Source organism: Kothea flammea (assembly GCF_052161645.1).
Classification (GTDB): Bacteria; Planctomycetota; Planctomycetia; order Pirellulales; family Pirellulaceae; genus Laterigemmans.
Genome location: NZ_CP197414.1, coordinates 3492023 through 3513873 on the forward strand (window position 1 = coordinate 3492023; position 21851 = coordinate 3513873).

General features: G+C 54.2%; 11 protein-coding genes. All 11 read left to right on the forward strand.

Translation table 11 applies throughout. From position 1 onward, the window contains the following. The first annotated feature begins 11 nt into the window (after positions 1-11). The 11 genes from SH139x_RS13210 (at position 12) to SH139x_RS13260 (ending at position 21838) form a co-directional block, all read left to right on the forward strand. The gene (locus tag SH139x_RS13210; protein WP_488355669.1) at positions 12-1457 is read left to right on the forward strand and encodes an efflux RND transporter periplasmic adaptor subunit; all 1446 of its coding nucleotides are present in this window, start codon (positions 12-14) and stop codon (positions 1455-1457) included. After that, positions 1454-2779: an ABC transporter permease gene (locus tag SH139x_RS13215; RefSeq protein ID WP_488355670.1), complete on the forward strand. Its 1326-nt coding sequence runs from the start codon at positions 1454-1456 to the stop codon at positions 2777-2779. The genes SH139x_RS13210 and SH139x_RS13215 overlap by 4 nt, the downstream gene beginning before the upstream one ends. Before the next feature lie 252 nt (positions 2780-3031). Then, positions 3032-3757 carry an ABC transporter ATP-binding protein gene (locus SH139x_RS13220; RefSeq protein WP_488355671.1) on the forward strand — a complete coding sequence of 242 codons (726 nt, stop codon included), beginning with the start codon at positions 3032-3034 and terminating at the stop codon, positions 3755-3757. 42 nt (positions 3758-3799) lie between these two features. Next, the gene (locus SH139x_RS13225; protein WP_488355672.1) at positions 3800-6880 is read left to right on the forward strand and encodes a hypothetical protein; all 3081 of its coding nucleotides are present in this window, start codon (positions 3800-3802) and stop codon (positions 6878-6880) included. Beyond that, entirely contained in the window at positions 6880-8514 is a 1635-nt protein-coding gene (locus SH139x_RS13230; protein ID WP_488355673.1) for an acyltransferase family protein, read from the forward strand. The genes SH139x_RS13225 and SH139x_RS13230 overlap by 1 nt, the downstream gene beginning before the upstream one ends. After that, positions 8514-11864, forward strand: a complete 3351-nt coding sequence (locus tag SH139x_RS13235) for a YncE family protein (RefSeq protein WP_488355674.1) — start codon at positions 8514-8516, stop codon at positions 11862-11864. The genes SH139x_RS13230 and SH139x_RS13235 overlap by 1 nt, the downstream gene beginning before the upstream one ends. Before the next feature lie 99 nt (positions 11865-11963). Beyond that, positions 11964-14066, forward strand: a complete 2103-nt coding sequence (locus SH139x_RS13240; protein ID WP_488355675.1) for a sulfatase-like hydrolase/transferase — start codon at positions 11964-11966, stop codon at positions 14064-14066. Beyond that, a complete protein-coding gene (locus SH139x_RS13245) occupies positions 14063-16558 on the forward strand; it encodes a virginiamycin B lyase family protein (protein WP_488355676.1) in 2496 nt (831 codons plus the stop codon). The genes SH139x_RS13240 and SH139x_RS13245 overlap by 4 nt, the downstream gene beginning before the upstream one ends. A gap of 173 nt (positions 16559-16731) precedes the next feature. Next, positions 16732-18111, forward strand: a complete 1380-nt coding sequence (locus tag SH139x_RS13250) for an outer membrane protein assembly factor BamB family protein (RefSeq protein WP_488355677.1) — start codon at positions 16732-16734, stop codon at positions 18109-18111. Further along, on the forward strand, positions 18108-20579 hold the full coding sequence (locus tag SH139x_RS13255; RefSeq protein ID WP_488355678.1) for a DUF1592 domain-containing protein: 2472 nt from the start codon (positions 18108-18110) through the stop codon (positions 20577-20579). Before SH139x_RS13250 ends, SH139x_RS13255 begins: the two co-directional genes overlap by 4 nt. Then, a complete protein-coding gene (locus SH139x_RS13260) occupies positions 20579-21838 on the forward strand; it encodes a DUF1552 domain-containing protein (protein ID WP_488355679.1) in 1260 nt (419 codons plus the stop codon). The genes SH139x_RS13255 and SH139x_RS13260 overlap by 1 nt, the downstream gene beginning before the upstream one ends. Positions 21839-21851: the final 13 nt, after the last annotated feature.

The window sequence follows — 21851 nt, forward strand, 5'->3', positions numbered from 1 at the left end:
AACGCGAACGAGTGACTGGCATTGCAGCGGTAAACCCGCGTCAAGACTCGCCTGCGCTGCGTGCTAGTATCAAGCTGCTCATTGCGTTCGCGGTTTTCACGTCGCTTGCTTTGGCAATCACTCGCGCAGCTGGCTTCTTATTTACCGAAAGTGAGATACTTGCTGGGATGACCCACCGTATTTCACGTGGCAATTTAGTCGTGAACATTGAAGAGCAAGGGATTCTCGAAAGCGAAGAAAACTACGAGATCAAGTCGAAGGTACGAGGCCGCAACGCAGTCCTCTGGATTGTCGAAAGTGGCAGTTACGTCAAGAAGGGCGATGAACTCGTTCGACTTGATTCATTGCTCATCCAAGAGCAGGTCGACGAGCGCACGAAGTATGCGAACTGGTCCCAATCCGGTGCAGATTCCTCCGCTGCAAGATTGGCCAGAGCAAAGCTAGCCGTCGGAGAGTACGATCAAGGACGGTTCCGCACCGAAGTGATGTCCATGGAGAAGGACATCGCGGTTTCTAAGTCCGCGTTGCAGAATGCTCGGGATCGCCTCAAGCATTCGAAGATGATGGCCAGCAGTGGATTCGTTAGCGAGTTGGAGATTGAAGAACGGCGATTCGCGGTCGAACAAGCGGCGCTCGCTCTTGAGCTGAAGGAGACTCAACTCAAGGTGCTTGAAGACTTCACCTACAAAGAGCAATTGCAAACGCTTAAGGGCGATCTTTCTTCGATCGCCGCGACCCATGAGGCAAATGTGGAACGGGCGATGGCGGATACCTCTCGACGAGACCGCGCCGTTGAGGAACTTCAGTACTGTATCCTTCGAGCGGACCGCGATGGATTGGTCATCCACCCGAACGCCGCACAGTGGGAAACCGCACCGATCGCCGAGGGGACGAATGTTTACAAGGACCAAGTACTCTTGCTGATGCCTGACCTGGAGAAGATGCGAGTGAAACTCGGTGTCCACGAGTCGCTTGTGAAACGCTTGAAGATCGGACTGGAGACAAGAGTGACGCTGACGGAGGGGACTCTCGATGGCAGCGTCTCCGAAGTCGCTTCCATCGCCAAACCCGCCGGTTGGTGGACCGGAAACCAAGTCCGCTACGACACCTATGTGTCTCTTCCACCAAGGGAAGGCTTGCGTCCAGGCATGAGCGCCGAAGTAGAGATCAAGGTCGCAGAATACGAGGATGTTTTGCTGATCCCTGTCGCAGCCATCGTTGAATCAGAAAGCGGAACGTTTTGTTGGGTCAAGGACTCCGAGGAAGCGGTACGCCGGAACATTTCGCTCGGCGACAGCAACAATGTATTCAGCATTGTTGCTGATGGATTGAGCGAAGGCGATGAAGTCCTTCTAAATCCGAGTGCATTCGAGCAGCCAACTTCCGACGATCCAGAAGTGGACGGGTCGAACACGAGCGAACCAAAGAGTGCCACGATTGAGGCGACTAAATCGTGATCGCACAGTTCTTTCAAACAGTGGACCTCGGAATCAAGAGCCTGCTCGTCCAAAAAATGCGAGCGGGACTGGCCGCGCTCGGCATTTTCATTGGAACGTCAACCGTGATCTGGTTGGTCGCGATGGGAGAAGGCGTCAGCTATCGGGCGCAGCAACAGATCTTGGAACTGGGCGCGAGGAACGTCATCGTCCGCACCAAGGAACCGAATGCCGGTAGCGACGAAGAAGCAAACAGCAGAGTTAAAGCCTACGGACTGTTACGAGCCGACTTTCGAAGAATCGTCGAGAACATTCCGAACATTAGTCGCGCAATCCCGATGCGTGAACTTAAGTTCGAACTTCGACTCGAAGATCGTACCGCGGATACGAAACTGGTTGGCTGCACGGAAGACTACCTGGAACTGAACCGACTTGAGATTGCACGCGGACGTTGGCTTTCGACACGAGACCGCGGAGAAAAACTCATCGTTCTGGCTAACGATACCGCCAAACGCCTGTTCCCCTACGAAAATCCGATTGGGCGGACCATTTGGGTCGGAAGCGAGTTCTACACCGTCATCGGACAAACCAAAGATCGCACCGCCTCGGCCGCGATTGGCGGGAGCCTCGATTCCCGTGACTACAACCTGGACGCGTACATTCCGATTAAGACGCTGCGTCAGCGAGTCGGTGACCTCGTCATGAAGCGGGTTGGTGGAGGCCAAGGAATGAACTTCGTTGGTGAAGACGTCGAACTGAGTCAGATTACCGTTGAGGTAGAAGACATCGAAGACGTTGATGAAACCGCCCAGATCATTGAAACACTGCTCAAGAAGTATCACGAAAAAGAAGACTATGCAGTGGTGGTTCCACGGGAGCTATTGCGTCAAGCAGAACGTACGCGAACGATGTTCAATGTTTTGTTGGTCGTCATTGCCGGCATTTCGCTGCTCGTGGGCGGGATCGGCATCATGAACATCATGCTGGCAACGGTCACGGAGCGAACGCGTGAGATTGGTGTTCGCAGGGCGCTCGGTGCGACTCGCAGCGATATCATCGGGCAGTTCCTGATTGAAACCGTGGTATTGACGGCCAGTGGCGGATTGGCCGGTGTCCTCTTCGGTCTCTCAGTGGGGCCGATCTTTCGCTTCGCCAAGAAGATGGTGACAACGTTTTCGCCAGACTCACTACCTCCCATTGTTCATGAATTGGAACCTAGGATCGCGCTTTGGTCCGTCCTGCTCTCGTTGGGTATTTCGCTTGGAGTTGGAGTCCTGTTCGGTGTCTATCCAGCTCGAAAAGCAGCCTACTTGGATCCGATCGAAGCGTTACGACACGAATAGAAACACAATTGGAGAAGCTCTCGAGTTTTGATGTCCACGATGCGTCTCATTGAGCGGTTAACCCTAACGCACACGGTCGGGTGCCGTTCAATTAAGCCTGGTTTCTCCAAACAAGGTACGAGTGGCGGCATCCGGCCTCCTTTTCAAACCAACCAATACTAGCACGACGCGCAAGCGAGTGAGTGTCCAGAACCATCCCACGATGTTCGAGCCACTCGCTCGCGCTTCGTGCTAGTAAAATGAACCGCCCTTATGATTCGAGCGCAACACACCGACCAGCCTACAGCGGAGAGCTTTGCTTTTCGCGTTCAGGACCTGCGCAGAACGTATTTCATGAAGGGGGAAACGGTTCATGCTCTACGTGGTGTCACGTTTAATGTCTTGGCCGGCGAGTACATCGCCATCATGGGGCCGTCAGGCTCTGGCAAGAGTACGCTACTCAATGTTCTGGGATGTCTCGATCGGCCAACCAGTGGCAGTTACCTACTCGCGGGCGATGACGTCGCACAAATCAACGACTACCAGCTCTCTCGGATACGTGGCAGACGAATCGGGTTCGTATTTCAATCTTACAATCTTCTGCAACAACTCAACGTTCTCGAAAACATCAAAGTTCCGTTGCAATATCAGGGCTTGATTGGCAAAGACGCAAATGCGAAGTGTCGCGAGCTAGCAGAAATGGTCGGGCTCGGATCCCGAATTTATCACCGGCCGACGGAATTATCTGGAGGCCAACAGCAGCGAGTTGCAATCGCGCGCAGCCTGGTGAACGACCCCTACTTCATACTTGCCGACGAAGCCACAGGTAATCTCGACTCCAAGACGACCGACGAAGTGCTTGAGTTATTTGAATCGCTAAACGCCAACGGAAAGACCATCGTGATGATCACGCACGAAGATGAGGTTGCCGCACGCGCTAAGCGGGTCATCCGGTTGCGGGATGGTGTGATCGAGTCGGATGAACGGAATGAAACGTGAGACTCAATCGCTGCGCCATGAATAATCGAGACGAGAGTTCGAATGAATAAGACAAACTCAATTACAGCCGTTTTAATGGTATTCCTGACCGTGGCTTCATGTCTCCAAGTCACATCGTACGGGCAGCAAAAAAGCGAGCCCTCAAGGAAGTCATCTACAAGTCCCGTTTCAGACACAACCGACTGGGACCGGATCTATGAGGAGGCACTTGAATCGAACGCTGACATCCGCAGGAAGATCGAACAAGGCCAAGCCACCAAAGCGGAAGTGGTTGAGTGGTTGAAGCTTGTCGGAAAAGGGGCAGAGAAAAGGGGGCGTGATGACAGTGGGCACGACTTTCCCGAGAACGCCTATGAATACGCCAAACTAATCGAACCTCAGCTTGGAGTTCCGCCGCGAGTTGACTTGAGCAGGGCTGTTGAGATTCCGCTGTTTGTCAACGGCAAGCGCGCCTATGGAAATCTGGGCACGGCGTGCGACAACCGCACCTACCTCGGCAAGGCCACCGTTTCAGGCTCCACGTTACAGCGCCATGTGGGCCGCACGGCCGAAGGAGAGTCAATGCCCGATGTAATTTGGATCAGTTTCGGTCGTAACTCGACAGTCGACTTCGAGAAGATCGATGGTTCGGTGCAAATGATTGGATACAACAAGAAGACGGGAGCTACAGCGTTCTTCGAAAGCAACGGGAGTAACCTCCGTCCTTGGATCAGTCTCGATGAGAAGACCTGGCGAATGCGAGGCGTCATGCCTTGGATTGACGATCCGGATGAGTTTAATCGTGCATTCGTTACCCCGGGAAGAGTCCAGTGCGTGGAGTGTCATCAGGCCGATCCGTTCATTACCAATGACTTTATCAATGCCGCGAAGCTCCCAGGCACAGATGAGAGCGTTGTACCAGCACTCGACAAAGATTCGCCGTACTACGTCATCGGCGGAGAGAACTGGGACATGCGAACGGTCCACCTCGAAGGCAATGCCTGTTTCGAGTGCCACCGTGTCGGAATGAGCACGATGAGTCTGTTCATGCGCAACGATTGGGATCCTAATCAACACATGCCTCCGGATGATCCCGGAAGTTTGGAGGAAGATCTCGATGAACTTATAGCAGCGTGGAAGAGTGGTCCCGAAAACACGCCCGGCGCAGAATGGATCATTCCGCCAGCCGGTAGTGCACCAAGACGCATCGTCGGCGGAGACTATCCGCACAAAGCAGGTTTCAACAAACCAGACCGGAAAGCGCTTGGCAGACGGAATCAGAAGCCACGCATGATTGCCGAGCCCGAATGGACGCAATCCTACAAGTCGGGATATGTGGACGGCCAAGGGCGTTACGTTGGCGGGTCTGAGATCCTTCACCTGGAAGGTCACAAAGGCAAGCTCTACGCCGCCAATAGCTACTGGATGGAGCCAAGCAACATTTGGTACGGCGGCAAAGATCCAAAAACGGCATGGTCCCAGATTCTCAGGCTTGACAGCCCGAACGGGAAATGGGAAGTCGACCTTGAGTTAGGCCCCAACAATCTGCGTGCGGAGAATCTTAAGTCAGTCACCTTTGAAACGGATGGTGCAGGCAACCGTCTGGATAGGCCCGTCACACTGCTGATCGCCACTGCATACTCTCCGAACCCTCAAGGCGCCGACATCAACGTCTTTGTTCGTGATGACGACACGGGTGCGTGGGGAAAAACTGTCTTGATGAGCGGCACCGGTGAGAGCGGCGAGAACAACTCAACTCGGTGCATGACGGTTTATCGAGACCGGGTCACCGGCGTGGACCGCCTGTTCTTGCCCGTCGGCCTGCTCGGGATTTTCACCGGAGTCTACGATGCGGATGTGCCGGGAAAAATTCGATGGGATAAAACTCCGGAGCCCGGGCGCTTAGACAAACGCTCGCTCGCAATCGTCGAGGCCAATGATTCGCTCGTCTATTCCAGCGGAACAAAGATCTACCGAAGGAATGACGGTCCCTCTCCGACTCATTCGATGATCTTCGATGCGAGTCAGCTATCGAAAGGCCCCGTCGCTTCGCCGGTGGGAGGCGTCCGCGGACTGTCGGTCATTCCAAATCCCGAGGGACCGAGCGAATCACTGTTGTTTGTGTGGGCGCCCGACTCGAAGTCCCGAAGTTGTGTCGTCCGACTCGATCAGGATGAAACCGGCAAGTACTCGCACACTAAGGAAGAATGTGTCGCAGATCTGATGAGCGAGTACCTCTCCGGCAATCCCGTCTACTATGCGTTGGCTGGCTACAACAACATTCTGCCGGTCTTGAATCCAGCTACCAAAGAGCAAGCTTTTCTGATGGGGTTTGAGTGCTGGGTCGGCGGGCGTCAGTTTCCATGTTGGCAAGGCAATGAGCGAGGAGGCTTTTATGCCGGCGCGATGTATGCGATCCGCGACAAACACGCTCAATACTGGTTGAACGAAGTGAACGGCCCAACCACCGTTGAGAAGATCCCGTTGCAGTCGGTTCGAACCTATGAAGTCTCCCCTTTTGAGTCTGAAAAAGGGAAGGTGATCTACTTCGGGGGCTTCGTCGCTGACCACGGACCATCTCCAGACACTGCCTGGGTGTATAAGACCTCGATTGAAAACGCGCTGCGCAAAGACGCCCCACGACCGGTTCGCCTGACACCTGAGCAAAGCAAAGCTCAACTCGCGGCACTACGACAGCCTTACCTATTCGAGTATCGCGACAAACCAGCTTTCACCATCCAGATCCCTGGAGAGTTTGCTCGAGGAAATGCGACTGGCGGCAATGTGTTCCATGCAAAAAAAGCTTTCAACACGCTTTCCATCAGTATCAGCCAATCAGAAGATGCCGAACAGGCCGCCCGGCGCTACGTTGAAACTCTGAAACAGGCCGGCAATGGCACGGCTGAAATGGTCAAACAAAGCGAAACCAAGCTGCCAGATGGGACTCCGGCAGTAGAGTTCGTTGCAACATGGGTGACCAAGCAAAACGCCAAGCAAACAACTCAGGCCTTAACTGCATGCAAGGACGGTCATGCCGTGACGGTAGCCACCCACACCTGGGAAGTGGCACCGCCGAGCAAGCGTTTCTTCTTCACCCTTAAGTTTGAGGATCAACAGAGCCTTTCGTCGAAGGAAGACAATTGATGAGCAGCTCGGTATCAACTCGGCGGCACGATCTTGACGCGTTGCGAGGATTCGCAATGTTGCTGGGAATTGTTCTGCACGCCGCGATGTCGTTCATTCCGGGAATGGGTGTGATCTGGGGCGTGCAAGACTCGCAGTCCAGCGGGCTTTACGCAATTCTGTTGGCGTCGATTCATGGATGGAGAATGCCACTGTTCTTTCTGGTCAGCGGATTCTTCACGGCGATGCTGTGGAAGAAACGTGGACTAAGAGCACTGCTGGTCCATCGCTTCAAACGCATTTTTCTGCCGATGGTGCTGGCGATGTTGACGATCATTCCAGTGATGGGGGTGGTTTCAAGCTACGTGCGATCACAACCCGCCTCTGAATCGGCCGAGTTGGTGACGGATAATGCGGACGTTGAGGAGCCCGCCGAACAACGTGGTGCTGTCGATATCGACGTGTCGGCTGCAGTAGTGATGGGCGACCTGGATTCACTCAGTGCTTACTTACAGAACGGAGGCAATGTTGATGCGAAAAATGCGCAAGGGGCGGCTCCGTTGCATGTGGCCTGCCTGTTCGGCCGAGCCGAAGTTGCCGAGATTTTACTGGATGCGGGGGCGAGTCTGGAATTAAAGAATAATGAAGGTGCGACGCCTGAGCAGCTACTCTCCCTGGACTGGGCGACCACTGCGTACATCGCAAAGCTGGTGCAGGTTCCGGTTGATCAAGAGGATCTGTTGGATGGACGAAAGCGGATCGCACAAGCCATCGAAGATCAAACTGGACGATCGGTTTCGATAGCAGTCGCCAGTGATGGACGAGAAGACGTATTGAGTGGGCTCATCGCATTGCTCTTCTATGTTCCCGTCTTTCACCACTTGTGGTTTCTCTGGTTCCTGTGTTGGTTCGTCTGCGGTTTCGTGTTGATTGTGAAGCTGCTTCAGACACTGCGAGTCCCAGCCGTTTCAAACAGGTGGCTCACGTCATGGCTGCGCTACGTCTGGCTGATCCCACTTGCTGCCGTGCCTCAGTATTTCATGGCCAGTTCGCAATACGCGTATGGACCAGACACGTCTGTCGGTTTGCTGCCGCTGCCAGCCGTGCTGGCGTACTACGCCATATTTTTCGGTTACGGAGCGATCTACTTCGGCGCGAACGATCAAGCGGTCGCCGTTGGCGGCGGATATTGGTGGAAACTCGCAGCAGCAATCCTCATCCTTTTTCCGTTTGGGCTCGCTCTGCAGGGACCGGAACAGACCAGCGGTCGAATCCTGTTCGCGGTCATGCAAGTCAGCTACACATGGGTGATGTCGTTTGGAATGCTGGGCTTATTCAACCGCTTCTTTCGCTCGCCGCGTTTCTGGGTTCGCTATCTGTCCGATTCGTCGTACTGGCTTTATCTGGCCCATATTCCACTCGTCATACTGCTGCAGTTTTTTGTACGCGACTGGTCGTTGCCCTCTCTGCTGAAGTTCGGATTCGTTTGTTCGGCCACGACTGGCTTGCTGCTTGTCAGCTATCAGATAGGCGTGAGAAACACATGGCTGGGTGCTCTACTGAATGGAAGACGATATCCAGGACGTGAGGAAAGCAAACCAACGGCGGAGCCGACAATACAGGTTCCAACGCCCGCAATCCAGGAGTCAACTTAATGAAAACGATACGACATCAAAATTGTCTCGATACAACTTTCCGATTTGTCCCTAGCGAAAGTCTTGACGACTTTCGCTACCAGAAACTTATTTCGCGTCCGTTCCTTACGTTGTCCTCGATTGCCGTCGTTGCCGTACTGCTGCTCCTGCCAGCGGGCCAGCCTCCTGCCGGCATTGCGATGGGGCCTGATGTAAAAACGGCCAGTGCAGGCAATCCGGAACCACCAGAATTTCAGGTTGTTGGCCATCCAACGTTTGTCAGCCCACACACCAACCCGATTGCCATCAGTGGTAACCGTGTCTTCGTCGTCAACACACCCGCCGACACGGTTGATGTCATCGACATTGAAACACGGAAGCTGGCGCATCGCATTCCGGTGGGTGTCGATCCGGTCAGCATTGCGGTTCGACCGGACGGCAAGGAAATCTGGGTGTCGAACCATGTTTCAGACTGCGTCAGCGTCATCGACAATGATTTGACCAGTCCAACTTACTTGCACGTCGTCGCCACAGTTCAGGAGTTCGATTCAAAACGTGCGACAACCTTTGATGAGCCAGTTGGAATCGCCTTCGCGAGCAACGACAAGGCATACGTCGCTCTATCATCGGAGAACCAAATTGCCGTTGTCGACGTGGCTTCTCGACAGGTCACTAGACGAATAACGATACCGGCTCAGGACCCGCGAGCCATCACGGTTCGCGACGGAAAACTCTTTGTCATTCCGTTTGAGTCCAACAATAAGACGCAGCTTTCCGGTGGCAGAAAGGATGACATCGATGGTGATCTGGTGACGTTCGATGCGTGGGAACATTCCATCATCCACAACAATGTGTTGTCGATCGGACATGTTGTCGACATCGTTAAACATCCCGAAGTGCCGGACCGCGACCTGTTCGTCTTTGACATCGAAACGGATCAGCTTATCGATACCGTCGATTCGCTGGGGACGTTGCTGTACGGTCTGACCGTCGCCTCGGACGGCACAGTATTCATCGCCCAGACCGACGCACGTAACGATGTTAACGGGCGCTCCGGAACAAAGAAGCACGACTTGAGTCAGCTCGAGAACCGAGCATTTTTGAACCGAATCACGCGCGTCGAACTCGGTGGTGAGGGCGAATCGCGACAGCCAGAGTTCATCGATTTGGAACCTCTTCCGCCGATGCATCCAGAGCCGGGACAGGCTCTGGCCACACCATTTGCGATTCAAATCAGTGACGACGATTCAACGCTGGTCGTCTCGGCTGCTGCTTCGGACAAAGTTTTTACTGTTGACGTCAACAGCGGCAAGGTGTTGGGTCGCGTCGATGTGGACGCCGTTCCGCGAGGAATCGCACTTGAGCAAACCGACGGGGGACTTGCTTCGGCATGGGTGCTCAACGCGGTCGCCAACACCGTGAGCCTTGTCGACTTGAAAAATCTTGCGGATCCGCAGGTCATCTCGACCATCACGCTTAGCGATCCAACTCACCCAGCGGTCAAACGAGGGCGAATGGCGTTCGAGACGGCGGCGGCTTCGTCGACCGGAACATTTTCGTGCGCTAGTTGTCATCCCGATGGACATACCGACCAGCTGCTTTGGGTTCTGAAGACGCCCGTCGTCACTGGCGGTGATCAGATCATGCCCCGCAGCACGATGCCGGTCCGCGGACTACGCGACACCGAGCCTTATCACTGGGACGGAATTCCGGGCGATCCCTATGGCGGCAATAATAGCGCTCACATCTACACCAGCGTTGAGCCCAACTCGGTGAAGGGCGATGCCGCCAACAGCGTGCGACATCTGATTGATGGCGGACTCGCTTCGACGATGGCGTTCGCGGACGAGAGTTTCAAAAACGATGAAGACAAAATCGGTCGGCTTTCGGCGGCTCAGCGAGACGACATGGCGACGTTTCTGCTGGGTGTTCCCTATCCTCCCGCCCAGCGTCGACCGTACACCAGCGAACTGACTCAGCGAGCTCGCGACGGCTTTCGCCTTTTCCACATTGATGGTGACAACGATCCGACCAAGCCCACAGCGAACGTCTGCGGCGATTGTCATCGCATGCCGCATCTGGTCAGCACCAACACGCCAGGCACCGGCATGGATGCGCCGACTTGGCGAGGTGCTTATGATCGCTTTCTGATTCTTCCCCAGGGGCGACTGAACATCCATGAGTTTCCGTTTTATCGCGAAGTTGCCGAGCGTGGGCAGTCGGAAGAAGACATCTGGCGTTTTTCATGGGGAGGCCGCGAACGTTTCAATCCCGTGTGGGACATGGTGCTGGAAATGAGCACGGGATACTCCGGCGCGTTCGCGCGGCAGGTGACGCTGACGGGGGATTCGATTGCCGACGAATCGACACTCGAACTACTGGCTGCTCTCGAACAGGCGTCGCGGGATGGTGCGGTCGTGCTGCAGGGTAATGGAGTTCGCAGCGGAGGCGATTCATCCTCCGCAGTCAACTTGCAGTTCGGCGAGGATGGTCGATACCACGAACAATCGAGTGGTTCGTCTTTCACTCGCGATCAGCTCGTTAAAAAAGTTAACGCGGAACAATTGACGATCACACTCACCGCTCGTCACGGAGTACATTGTGACGTTGAACATCCGCAGCCAATCATCTGGACGGTCGGACCGATCGAGAAGCAACGCGGAAAGCAAAAGTTCCCCGTGTTGTATCCTGGTGAATCCAAAATGCTGGTCAGTGGACGTCACGTTGACCCGGGGGCTCGCATCTTCATTGATGGACATCGAGTCGCCGGCGAAGTTGCGATTCAAGACAATGAACAAGTCGTGATCGACCTCAGGCATCGACCCGAGAACGGCATGCACTTACTGCAACTGCAAAACCCCAGCGGCCAGTTTAGCAATGACTTCATCCTGACCGTTGCTGAGGCAAATCCACAAGAAAAGGATGACGATGACGAAGACACCAAGCAGTCAAAGCCGAAGACTTTGGCTGACGTGCTGAAGCGGTCCGGCTGGGACCGCCTGATTGGCACGTGGGTCGACGAAGCCTCCCAAGGTGAAGGTCTCAAACTATCGTTCCAGTGGAAAATCAAAGAGCGAGTGATCGAAGCTGAATCCATCGACCCCAGTCGCACATCGGTTTCACTGATCAGCCTCAACGCGGCCAATGGCGACACCTTCCAGGTCGGCGCCGATAGCACTGGCTCGTCTAACCTGGGCACCTGGACATTTAAGAAAGATGACGCAGCCGTCCTTAACCTGGGCTACACCGATGGAGACGGCAATAAGGGCCAGATCACACTTCGCTACCAACTGACCGATGATGATACGCTCGACTTCACGCTTGCGACTGCCCGGCCGATCCAAGTTCGCTTGATCCGGGCGGCTGAGTAGTGGCGTCGAACAACCTACAAAACTGCTGACAAGGAAAACCGCGACGGATGAATTTACTTTGGGGAATTCTTATGACCGCGGCACGCTGAATTTTAAGTGATGAAGACAAACACGAGTTATCAATCTCTGCAGCTCATCTGCGTGTGCATCGCCTTGTCGCCTTTCACAACAACGCTTGCCGGTGAACGCAGACCAAACATCATTGTTCTACTTTCAGACGACCTGGGCTGGAAGGACATCGGGTGCTATGACGGCCCTGTTAAGACGCCAACGCTCGACCAACTGGCAAGCGGTGGGATGCGTTTTACCAACTTTTATTCGGGGGCTGCTGTCTGTTCGCCGTCGCGAGCGGTTCTACTAACCGGGCGAACAAACGTCCGTGCCAGTATCTACAGTTGGATCAACGACGATGACCAACGATCCCATTTGCCAAAGGCGGAAGTGACGATCGCAGAAGTATTGCAGCGAGGTGGCTACGCAACGGCGCATTTCGGAAAATGGCACCTCGGACTTCCGTCGAACAAGTTTCCGGATAAGCCTACGCCCGCTGATCACGGCTTCGATTACTGGTTTGCAACGGGCAATAACGCTCAGCCGTCACATCACAATCCACGGAATTTCATTCGCAACGGAAAACCTGTCGGCATGCTGGAAGGGTATGCGTGCGACCTTGTTGTTGATGAAGCCGTCTCGTGGCTTGAGAATCGGTCAGATGATGATCGGCCTTTCCTCGTCAATATTTGGTTCCATGAACCACACGCACCGCTGGCGGCTCCCGAAGGTTTGGTCCGCCAGTACGGTGAGCAGTCTGACCCAGCGGCGGTCTACTCCGCAACAATCGCGAATACCGATCAAGCGATCAACAGGCTGGTTGAGAAACTCCACGAGATCGACGAGCCAGAAAACACTCTGATTATCTATTCCTCAGACAATGGCAGCTATCGCGCAGATCGAGTCGGCAAACTGCGGGGCACTAAAGGATCGAACTTCGAAGGTGGGATACGAGTTCCAGGTATCTTCTATTGGCCAGGTCATATCTTGGCGGGGATGGTTGAAGATGAGCCGGCCGGACTTGTGGACCTGCTTCCGACGATTTGCGGTATCACCGGAATCGATCCCCCGCCCGTACATCTTGATGGAGCCGACCTTTCGCAACTGCTTGTTCGGGAGTTGATCGGTAACAGTTCGCCGAGACAAACGGAATGGTTCGAACGCACACAGCCGCTCTTTTGGTACCTACCGCTGTCCGGTCCCGCTGTTGCCATCCGCGATGGACGATTCAACATGGTCGCATATCGTGACGGCAGACTTCCGAAGGATTACGAAGCTCTTGTTGAGATCAAGAATCGCATCGAAGCGCTGCTCCGTGAAAAAGGCATCTTCGACGAAGAGACTCGTGGCTCCACCCTTGATAAGCAACTCTTCGAAGGCTTCCGCGATTCAGAAGCCGAGCGACTGCGGGGCCAGTTCATTCGCTTGAATCAGTTTCACGAATCGTGGATTCCTGGCTTGAAGCAAACTCAGTTCACTCGCTTCGAACTTTATGACCTCAGAACAGATCCAGCGCAGAAAACAAACATCGCGATTCGCGAACCATTGATCTATGCGAAGATGAAATCACAGCTACTGAAGATCTCAAAGAGTGCTTCTGATGAGGCGTTTGATTGGTCATCGGACAATCCTGCCCCATCCCGCGAGCCCACAACGCTGGTCCATCGGTTCTCCTCCGACTATCGATCTCCGTTCGATGCCTTTGCCTACATGAATCGGATTCCGATTGAAGTCGAAGCACTCGAAGATCAAGCGGGACTTGCGTCAAGAATCGAAAGTCGACTCGCCAATCAGGAAGGCCGAGTCCAAATCAAACTGCCTCCGACAATGAAGCGGGATGCTTTCGAAGGCTTCAAGCTTGCCGCCGGGATCGGGACAGGTTCGGAAAGCTGCTTCACCTGCCATCAACTTCCTGCTTTAGGGCATGTGAATCGCGACCAACCAGTGCCGACATTGCGAAATCGCACCTACACGCGACAACAGTTGAGCAAATCGTTGGACTCGGAAGCCCACAAAGTGATTTCACTCGATGAACCGACCGCTGATCGGATCATTGCGTTTTTGCAAACACTCAGCGACGTGCCCGCTGCCAAATTCCGCCCACTCATCCTAAATGCCACCGTGTTGGACACGACCGGAGATATTGAATGAACCGACAACCAATTTTCAAAAGACCACCGCGCATTTTGGCGTGCATCACAGTTGCCCATTTGTTTCTATCGTCCGCGGTCGCTTTGGCCGTCGAGTCGCCTGAGAATGCGATCGCTGGCAGAATCCTCGATGAATCCGGCAAGGGAGTTGCTGGCGTGACGGTCTCGGCGATTGATGACGAACACCGCAAGTGGATCTCAGTCTTTACCGGGGATGATGGAACCTTCAGCATCAACGGGCTTCGCAGCGTGAATCATCACGTGCGGACACGACTGATGGGAATTGCAGACGAGTGGCGATCCGATGTGGCTCCCGGAACCGAAGACCTTACAATCAAAACCCGTCTGGCCGAAGGTGAAGAACTCGAACTGCAGCGTCCTGCAAGCAGCGCGCTGAGTATGTTGAAATTCGACGACCCGCGCGATCGCATGAACTTCAAGATGATGTGTTCCTACTGTCATCAGATCGGTACCGTCGGATTCCGAACACCCGAGGAGCCCGTCGACTGGGAGACGATGATTCGTCGCATGGATGGGTTTGGTGGTCTTTATCCACACACGCAAAACACCATTGTTCAGCGTTTGATGGAGACCTACAAAGATGATGCCGTAAAGAAATGGCCTGCGTTTCAACCGCCACCTCCGCCCACCGGAGCTGCAGCAGCTGCAACAATCACCATGTGGGAATTGGATGAACCACTGAAAGGTTCCTTCCACGACTTGGAAATTGGCCCAGACGGCAACATCTACGCGGTTAATATCAGCCAGCATCGCTTGCTCGTACTCGATCCAAGGACCGGAGCGCAGCGAGCACAGCAATACCCACGTGGCACATATGGCCCTCACTCAATCGAAACCGCAAACGATGGCAGCATGTGGACCACCATGTGCGCAACGGGCCAGATGGTGCGCTATGACGTCGAAACACAAGAGTTCGAGACCTACAGCAGTGCGGAGGCTCCCAAACCACGCGGTAGTTATCCCCACACGCTGCGAATCAACCCAGAGGATCCGGAAGGGCTGATCTGGTACACCGACGCAGGCGCCAATTCGTGCTATTCCATCCACCCCGAAACCCACTTCGTGAAGGAATACAAACTGCTCAGTGCGGGACAGGCGATGGGTGCGGGGCGCGGTGAATCGCGAGGCATCACGCCGTACGGAATTGACTATTCGCCCGTTGATGGAACCATTTGGTATTCCAAGCTGAATGGCAACCGCATCGGTCGAATCGATCCGACCGCTCCTGACGGCGACATCAAGGAATGGAACCCGCCCTTCCGAGGCCCTCGTCGTTTGCACATCGCACCCGATGGAATGGTCTGGGCGCCAGGTTTTGGTTCCGGCGTCTTCGCAAAGTTTAATCCCGACACCGAACACTGGACGGTCTACGAGCTGCCCGATGCCGAGAATCAGATTCCGTACGCGCTGAATGTCGACAAAGATGGCATCGTTTGGGTGTGCGGCACCGGTAACGACACCATCAACCGCTTCGATCCAAAGACTGAGACTCTGGTCGAATACCGTCTGCCCACGCGAGTTTCCTACACGCGGGAAATCGAGTTTGATGACGACGGCAATGTTTGGACCAGCACGTCAGGCCCAGCTCGCCACATGGAACGCGGTGTTGGAGCGGTGATCCGTATTTCCCTACCGAAGGTACTGCCAGAAGGCGGAGGCATCAAACTTTCACCAAAACATTACGACGGCAATCATGACATCGGAAATCTCGCCACTGCGGCGAAGACGAACCGCCCCACACAAAGTGACAACACCGCCTTGTTTGCAAAGATCGACCAAGCGGAATTGCCCGCTGCCTATCGAACCATGCCGCATCAAGAATACGTCGACAAACGGATGGCCGAAATGCCACCTCAGAATCGCGGCCTCGTTGGAAAGCTTTGGAACGAATTTCGCCAGGCAAATCCTTCACGCAGCCGCGATGGAAAGATGTTTATACGAATCCTCGAGCACGTGGCCACCAGCGACGTACCCGTGGAACGTCGCTTCGTGGAGAAGTGGCAACATCACTACTTTGGCGACGCGCCGAATAACCTAAGCCAGCGCAACGTTAAACGTGGAAAACTTGTCTTTGAACAAGCGACATGCAGCCGCTGCCATAACATTGGACCCGGCGAAAAGAAGCTTGGCCCGGATCTGACGGATGTCACCAAACGATTCCGCGGGGCAAAGCTGCTGCAACAGGTCGTCAAACCATCGAGTGAGATCCACAAGGACTTTCAAACACAGTTGATTCTGGTCGATGACGGTCGCCTGCTCACTGGTTTGGTAATCGAAGAGACCGCAGATTCCATTCGCTTCATCCCAAATCTACTCAAGCCGGAAAAGACCGAATTGATCGCGAAGTCGGCGATCGAACAACGCCGGGTCTCTGATGTTTCGACCATGCCGGAAGGGCTCTTGGACACGTTTACGGAAGAGGAAATTTACGACTTGCTGGCATACCTCCAAACAAGCGGAGCCAGTCAATGAGCACTAGCACGAAGCGCAAGCGAGTAAGCGAAGCAAATAGCGCGAGGAATCTCCGGACGACTCTAGATTGGAGATTGATCTCACTCGCTGGCGCGTCGTGCTGGTATTTGCTATTCGGTGGGGCACTGGCTCGAGCCGATTGGACGCAGTTTCGCGGCCCGAATGGGGCAGGCGTGGCGTCCGACGCTAATCCGCCGGTACAGTTTGGCCCCGAAAACAACTTACTCTGGCGATTAGAAATAAAGTCGGGGCATAGTTCGCCAATCGTCAGCGGCGATCTGATTTTCCTGACTACCTTTGACCAGAACGAGAAACGGCTCAGCGTCGTCGCGATTGATCGGCATCGAGGGGAGATTCGCTGGGAGAGAGCGGTTGATGCAAAAGAGATCGAACGCGGCCACCCTTCTTTCAATCCTGCGAGCAGTACGCCAGCGACCGACGGCGAACGTGTCGTCGCCTACTTCGGCTCGTATGGTCTTGTCTGTTTTGATTTCGATGGGAACAAGGAGTGGGACTTACCGCTGCCATGCACCAAATCCTACGCCGGAAATGCGATTTCACCCATCATCGCGGATGACAAAGTCATTCTTTACCGAGGAAACTTTGTCGACCATTTCTTGTTGGCTGTTGATAAGCGAACTGGCACGGAACTTTGGAAGACGCTTCAGGCAGAGCCTTTTCATGCGGAACTCGCTTGCACCGCGATTCCGATTGTTCAAGATGACCTGCTAGTTCTTCACGGCGCCCGCGCGGTACAAGGTTTCGATATAGAAACGGGCGAGCAGCGGTGGGTAACAAAGTGCGCGACAACTGCAACCAGCACGCCTCTATTTGTGCGTGGACGCGTTATTGTCGCAGCATGGAACAAAATGGGCGAACCTGCATTGCGACCTGAATTCCCCGACTTTCCCAAGCTGGTTGAAGGCCACGATGCCAACTCGGATGGTGTCATTCAGCAATCAGAGTTTCCGAAGCTTTGGATCTTTCATCGGCCAGAAGGAATCGAAGCTCCGGAGAACGGTGCTTCCATTCGCTTTCGAAGTGTCGACCGCAACAACGATGAAGGAATCAGTGCGGACGAATGGAAGCGACAAATGCAAGATATCGAACGGTTCCGAAGCGGTTACAAAAACCACGGTTTGCTTTCGCTACCGGCCGACAGCGACGGTGTGCTGGCGGACGATGAAGTAGTCACCTTGGAAACACAGGGAATACCCGAGGTGCCTTCACCAATCAGTGATGGACGCTACGTCTATCTCGTTAAGAACGGTGGGCAATTGACCTGCATTGATTTGGAATCTGGTGAGCGAGTCTATCGCAAACGCACCGGTGGAAATGGCACACACTACGCTTCACCCATCATCGCGGCAGGGCGGATTTACATTGCTGATGGACGCGGCCGAATCGTCGTCATGACGCTTGGCGAGACAGCCAAGATGATTGCTTCGAACCAAATGAGTGAAGGTGTCTATGCAACTCCTGCGGTATTGGGCGATTGCCTCTACGTGCGAACCCACTCGGCTATTTACGCATTCAAGGAGGATGGCAAGTGAAGCTCGTAGTCACGATTCTGCTTATCTTTCTATCGCAGGCTTTTGCTACGGCGGCTGACTGGGACGCGGATTTTACCGTATTCATCGAAGAATCCTGTGTCGCATGCCACGATGCGGATACGGATACGAGTTTGGACTTGACTTCGCTAGGGTTCGACCTTGAGAACGAAGATGTCTTTCGCACGTGGGTGAAGGTGTTCGATCGTGTTGAGCGGCATGAGATGCCTCCTGAATCCGATCCCCAGCCAAATGCGGAGTCTCGTCGAGCCTGGCTATCAGATCTTCGAACGGAACTCACAAGAGTCAATCGCCTACGCCAGCAAGAAATTGGGCGTGTTCCTTCCAGACGACTAAGTCGGCAAGAGTACGAGAATACGCTTCACGACTTGTTGGGGATCGGTGGCAATATCGCCAAGCACTTGCCTCCCGAGAACGAAGCATCAGGCTTTGACGTCGCCGCAAGGTCTCAAGAAATGTCAAGCGTTCATGTGCGTAGTTTGCTCAATGCAGCCGACCATGCACTCGACGAGGCGATTCAAGTTGGTGAAAAGCCGATGATGTCGCCGCGCAAAATCAACTATTTTCACTCACCCTACATTCAGATGTGGGTAGACCGGCCCGTCCGTCGCGGTGGTGGAACGATTTTCAAAACCGATCAAGACGTCGTGACGTTTCGCGGAGAGAATTTTGTATTCCGCAGCGACGCCTCTGGATTCCGTCCTCCAGTTGCGGGGCGATATCGACTCCGAATCAAGGCGGCTGCGCATCAGCCTCGTTCCTCCATCACTTTAAGTTTGAAACGCCAGAACGATCAGCAAGGTGATAGTGCGTTGATTGCGGCGTGGGATCTTGTCGATGAAAGGAACTATCGGGACGTTGAAACCGCTACCTATTTGCGTCCAGATGATTACATCTATGTCAGTGCAGACGAATTAGATCCGGCAATCGATGGACGCGTGATCTACAACGGGCAGCCCGCAAGCACCTTTGGTGGTGAAGGTGTGAAGATTCGCGAGGTAACCGTTGAAGGCCCGTTAGAAGACACATGGCCGCCGCAACGGACTCAAGATCTGTTTCCCAATGTTGAATGGGAAGCATACCAGCACGAAGCGCAAGCGAGTGAGTCTCACGAGTCAAAACACACTCGCTCGCGCGTCGTGCTTGTAGGATACAAACCATCGATTACCGTGACACCAGAAGAGTCTCTTCGAAGTTTGACCGCAGAGTTCGCGAGTAAGGCGTTTCGCAGAGCCCCCACCAAGAAAGAACTGGATGAATTGGTCTCGCTCGCTATATCCAGCTTGGAATCAGAAAGCAGTTTGGTTGACGCGGCTCGGATTCCGCTCCGCACCATCCTGATCTCACCACAGTTGCTCTATCTAGCGGGCGGTCCTGGAGTATTGAACGATCAGGATCTGGCGACTCGACTGTCTTACTTCCTTTGGCGCAGTATTCCCGATGAAGAACTAAATCGCCTCGCTGAAGAAGGGCTACTGTCGGAACCAAAAAACTTTGAGAAACAAATAAGCCGGATGCTTGATGACCCGAAGTTTGACCGCTTCGTCGAGGCCTTTCTCGATCAGTGGCTGGATCTCGACCACATCGACGCGACCACTCCCGACGTTTACTTGTACCCTGAGTACGACGACGTACTTCGACAGAGCATGCTTGCTGAGACTCGCCAGTTCTTCGCGCATTTGATTGACGCGAATCTAGGCGTGGCGAATCTCATCGAATCAGATTTTGCGTTTCTCAATCGACGCTTGGCAGAACACTACGGAATCCCGGGTGTCGAAGGAGAACACATTCGCAAGGTTGAATTGCCCCTGGATAACGTACGCGGGGGAATCCTGGCACATGCTTCGATTGCGAAGGTCACTGCCAACGGGACGACCACTTCACCCGTACGCCGTGGAAATTTCATTCTCACCAACCTGCTGGGCGTACCGACGAGTCCGCCGCCGCCTAACGTGGGCTCCATCGAGCCAGACACGCGTGGGGCAACGACCATTCGCGAGACGCTGCAAAAACACCAGGAGATCGAAACCTGTGCAGCGTGCCACCGCAGGATTGATCCACCTGGATTTGCGATGGAGTGTTTTGACCCCGTTGGGAATTTTCGAGAACGGTATCGCAATAGCAAAGGCGTCCAGCGTGAACTCAATGCGGGACTTCGGTTCTTGCACAAGGACTACGACCTTGGGCTTCCCGTGGATGCATCCGGCGTGACGGAAGGCGGTGTTCGCTTTGAAGATTTTCGGGAATTCAAGCAGCACTTGAGAGCATCGGAAGAGCAGCTCGCGCGAAACCTAGTCTCCAAGCTGGTCGTATTCTCAACAGGTGGAGAAATCGAATTTGCAGACCGAGAGGAGATCGAGCGAATCTTGGCGTCCACGAGCGAAGACGGGTATCCGCTGCGCGATCTCATCCATCACGTCATCTCTAGCAGAATGTTCAGGCATCGATAATGAAAACTCGTCTACAACGCCGCACACTCCTCAAGGCTTCCGGCATTGCGGTTGCGTTGCCGCTGCTAGAATCGATGAGCCCATCGTTCGGACGCGAGCAAGTTGAACCTCCCAGGCGAATGGTGTTGATCTGCAGCACTCTTGGTCTGCATCCTCCGTCGTTATTCCCAAAGACTCCTGAACGTGATTACGAGAACACGGAGTATCTGAGTCTATTGAAAGAACACCGGCAGGACTTCACTTTATTCTCTGGATTGTCGCATCCCGACCAAAACGGAAAGCAGCCGCACGACACCGAATTGACCTGGCTGACATCGGCACGAAATCCTGGACTAGCCGGTTTCAAGAATTCGATATCGCTCGATCAGTTTGCGGCGAAAACGCTAGGAAGTGTCACCCGTTTCCCATCTATCGCGCTGAGCAGCAACGGAAAGAAAAGTCAGTCCTACACAAGCAACGGCGTCATGATTCCAGCGGAGGATCGCCCTTCGTCGCTGTTCTCCAAACTGTTTCTGCAGGGAACGCCGGGCGAAACTCGTCGCGTACGCCAGAGACTCGCGGACGGTCGCAGTATTCTTGATAGCGTGGCAGAGCAGACACGATCATTGTGCCGAGTCGCAAGTGTTCAAGACCGACACCAGTTAGATGAGTACTACGAAGCCATTCGCGAGGCCGAGACGGAGCTTGTGGAGAGGCAAAGCTGGCTTGACCGCCCAAAACCAAAGATCGATGAAGAACCGCCGCACGACATCGCGGATCCTGCAGACCTCATCGGTCGAACCAAGGCCATGTTGAACCTGATTCCGCTGATTCTACAAACGGATTCATCGCGAATCGTCACGCTCGTGATCCAGGACCATCTCGTCGTCCCCAAGATCAGTGGCGTGACTGCCGAGCATCACAATCTATCGCATCACGGCCGGGATCCTGACAAAATCAAACAGCTGAAGATCATCGAGACTGCGATCCTGAGCAGCTTCGCAGGGCTTTTGACGCGGATGGCAAAGTCGTCAGAATCCGGAGAGCGCTTGCTGGACAACACCTCCGTACTCTTTGGCAGTAACCTTGGCAATGCAAACTCGCACGACCCAAGGAATCTGCCCATCTTCGTTGCCGGTGGCGGCTATGAGCATGGAAGTTATGTCGCCCATAACGCAGATAGCAATACACCATTGTGCAATTTGTTTGTCAACTTGCTGAACAATACCGGGATCGACTCAGAGCGATTCGGAACCAGCTCAGGAACACTCCAGTTTTAGGTTCCGTTGGCCA

Bases quoted from the DNA above. Each gene is read 5' to 3' on its own strand.
- SH139x_RS13220 (WP_488355671.1), top strand. From the start codon at position 3,032: ATGATTCGAGCGCAACACACCGACCAGCCTACAGCGGAGAGCTTTGCT.
- SH139x_RS13225 (WP_488355672.1), top strand. From the start codon at position 3,800: ATGAATAAGACAAACTCAATTACAGCCGTTTTAATGGTATTCCTGACC.
- SH139x_RS13230 (WP_488355673.1), top strand. From the start codon at position 6,880: ATGAGCAGCTCGGTATCAACTCGGCGGCACGATCTTGACGCGTTGCGA.
- SH139x_RS13235 (WP_488355674.1), top strand. From the start codon at position 8,514: ATGAAAACGATACGACATCAAAATTGTCTCGATACAACTTTCCGATTT.
- SH139x_RS13240 (WP_488355675.1), top strand. From the start codon at position 11,964: ATGAAGACAAACACGAGTTATCAATCTCTGCAGCTCATCTGCGTGTGC.
- SH139x_RS13245 (WP_488355676.1), top strand. From the start codon at position 14,063: ATGAACCGACAACCAATTTTCAAAAGACCACCGCGCATTTTGGCGTGC.
- SH139x_RS13260 (WP_488355679.1), top strand. From the start codon at position 20,579: ATGAAAACTCGTCTACAACGCCGCACACTCCTCAAGGCTTCCGGCATT.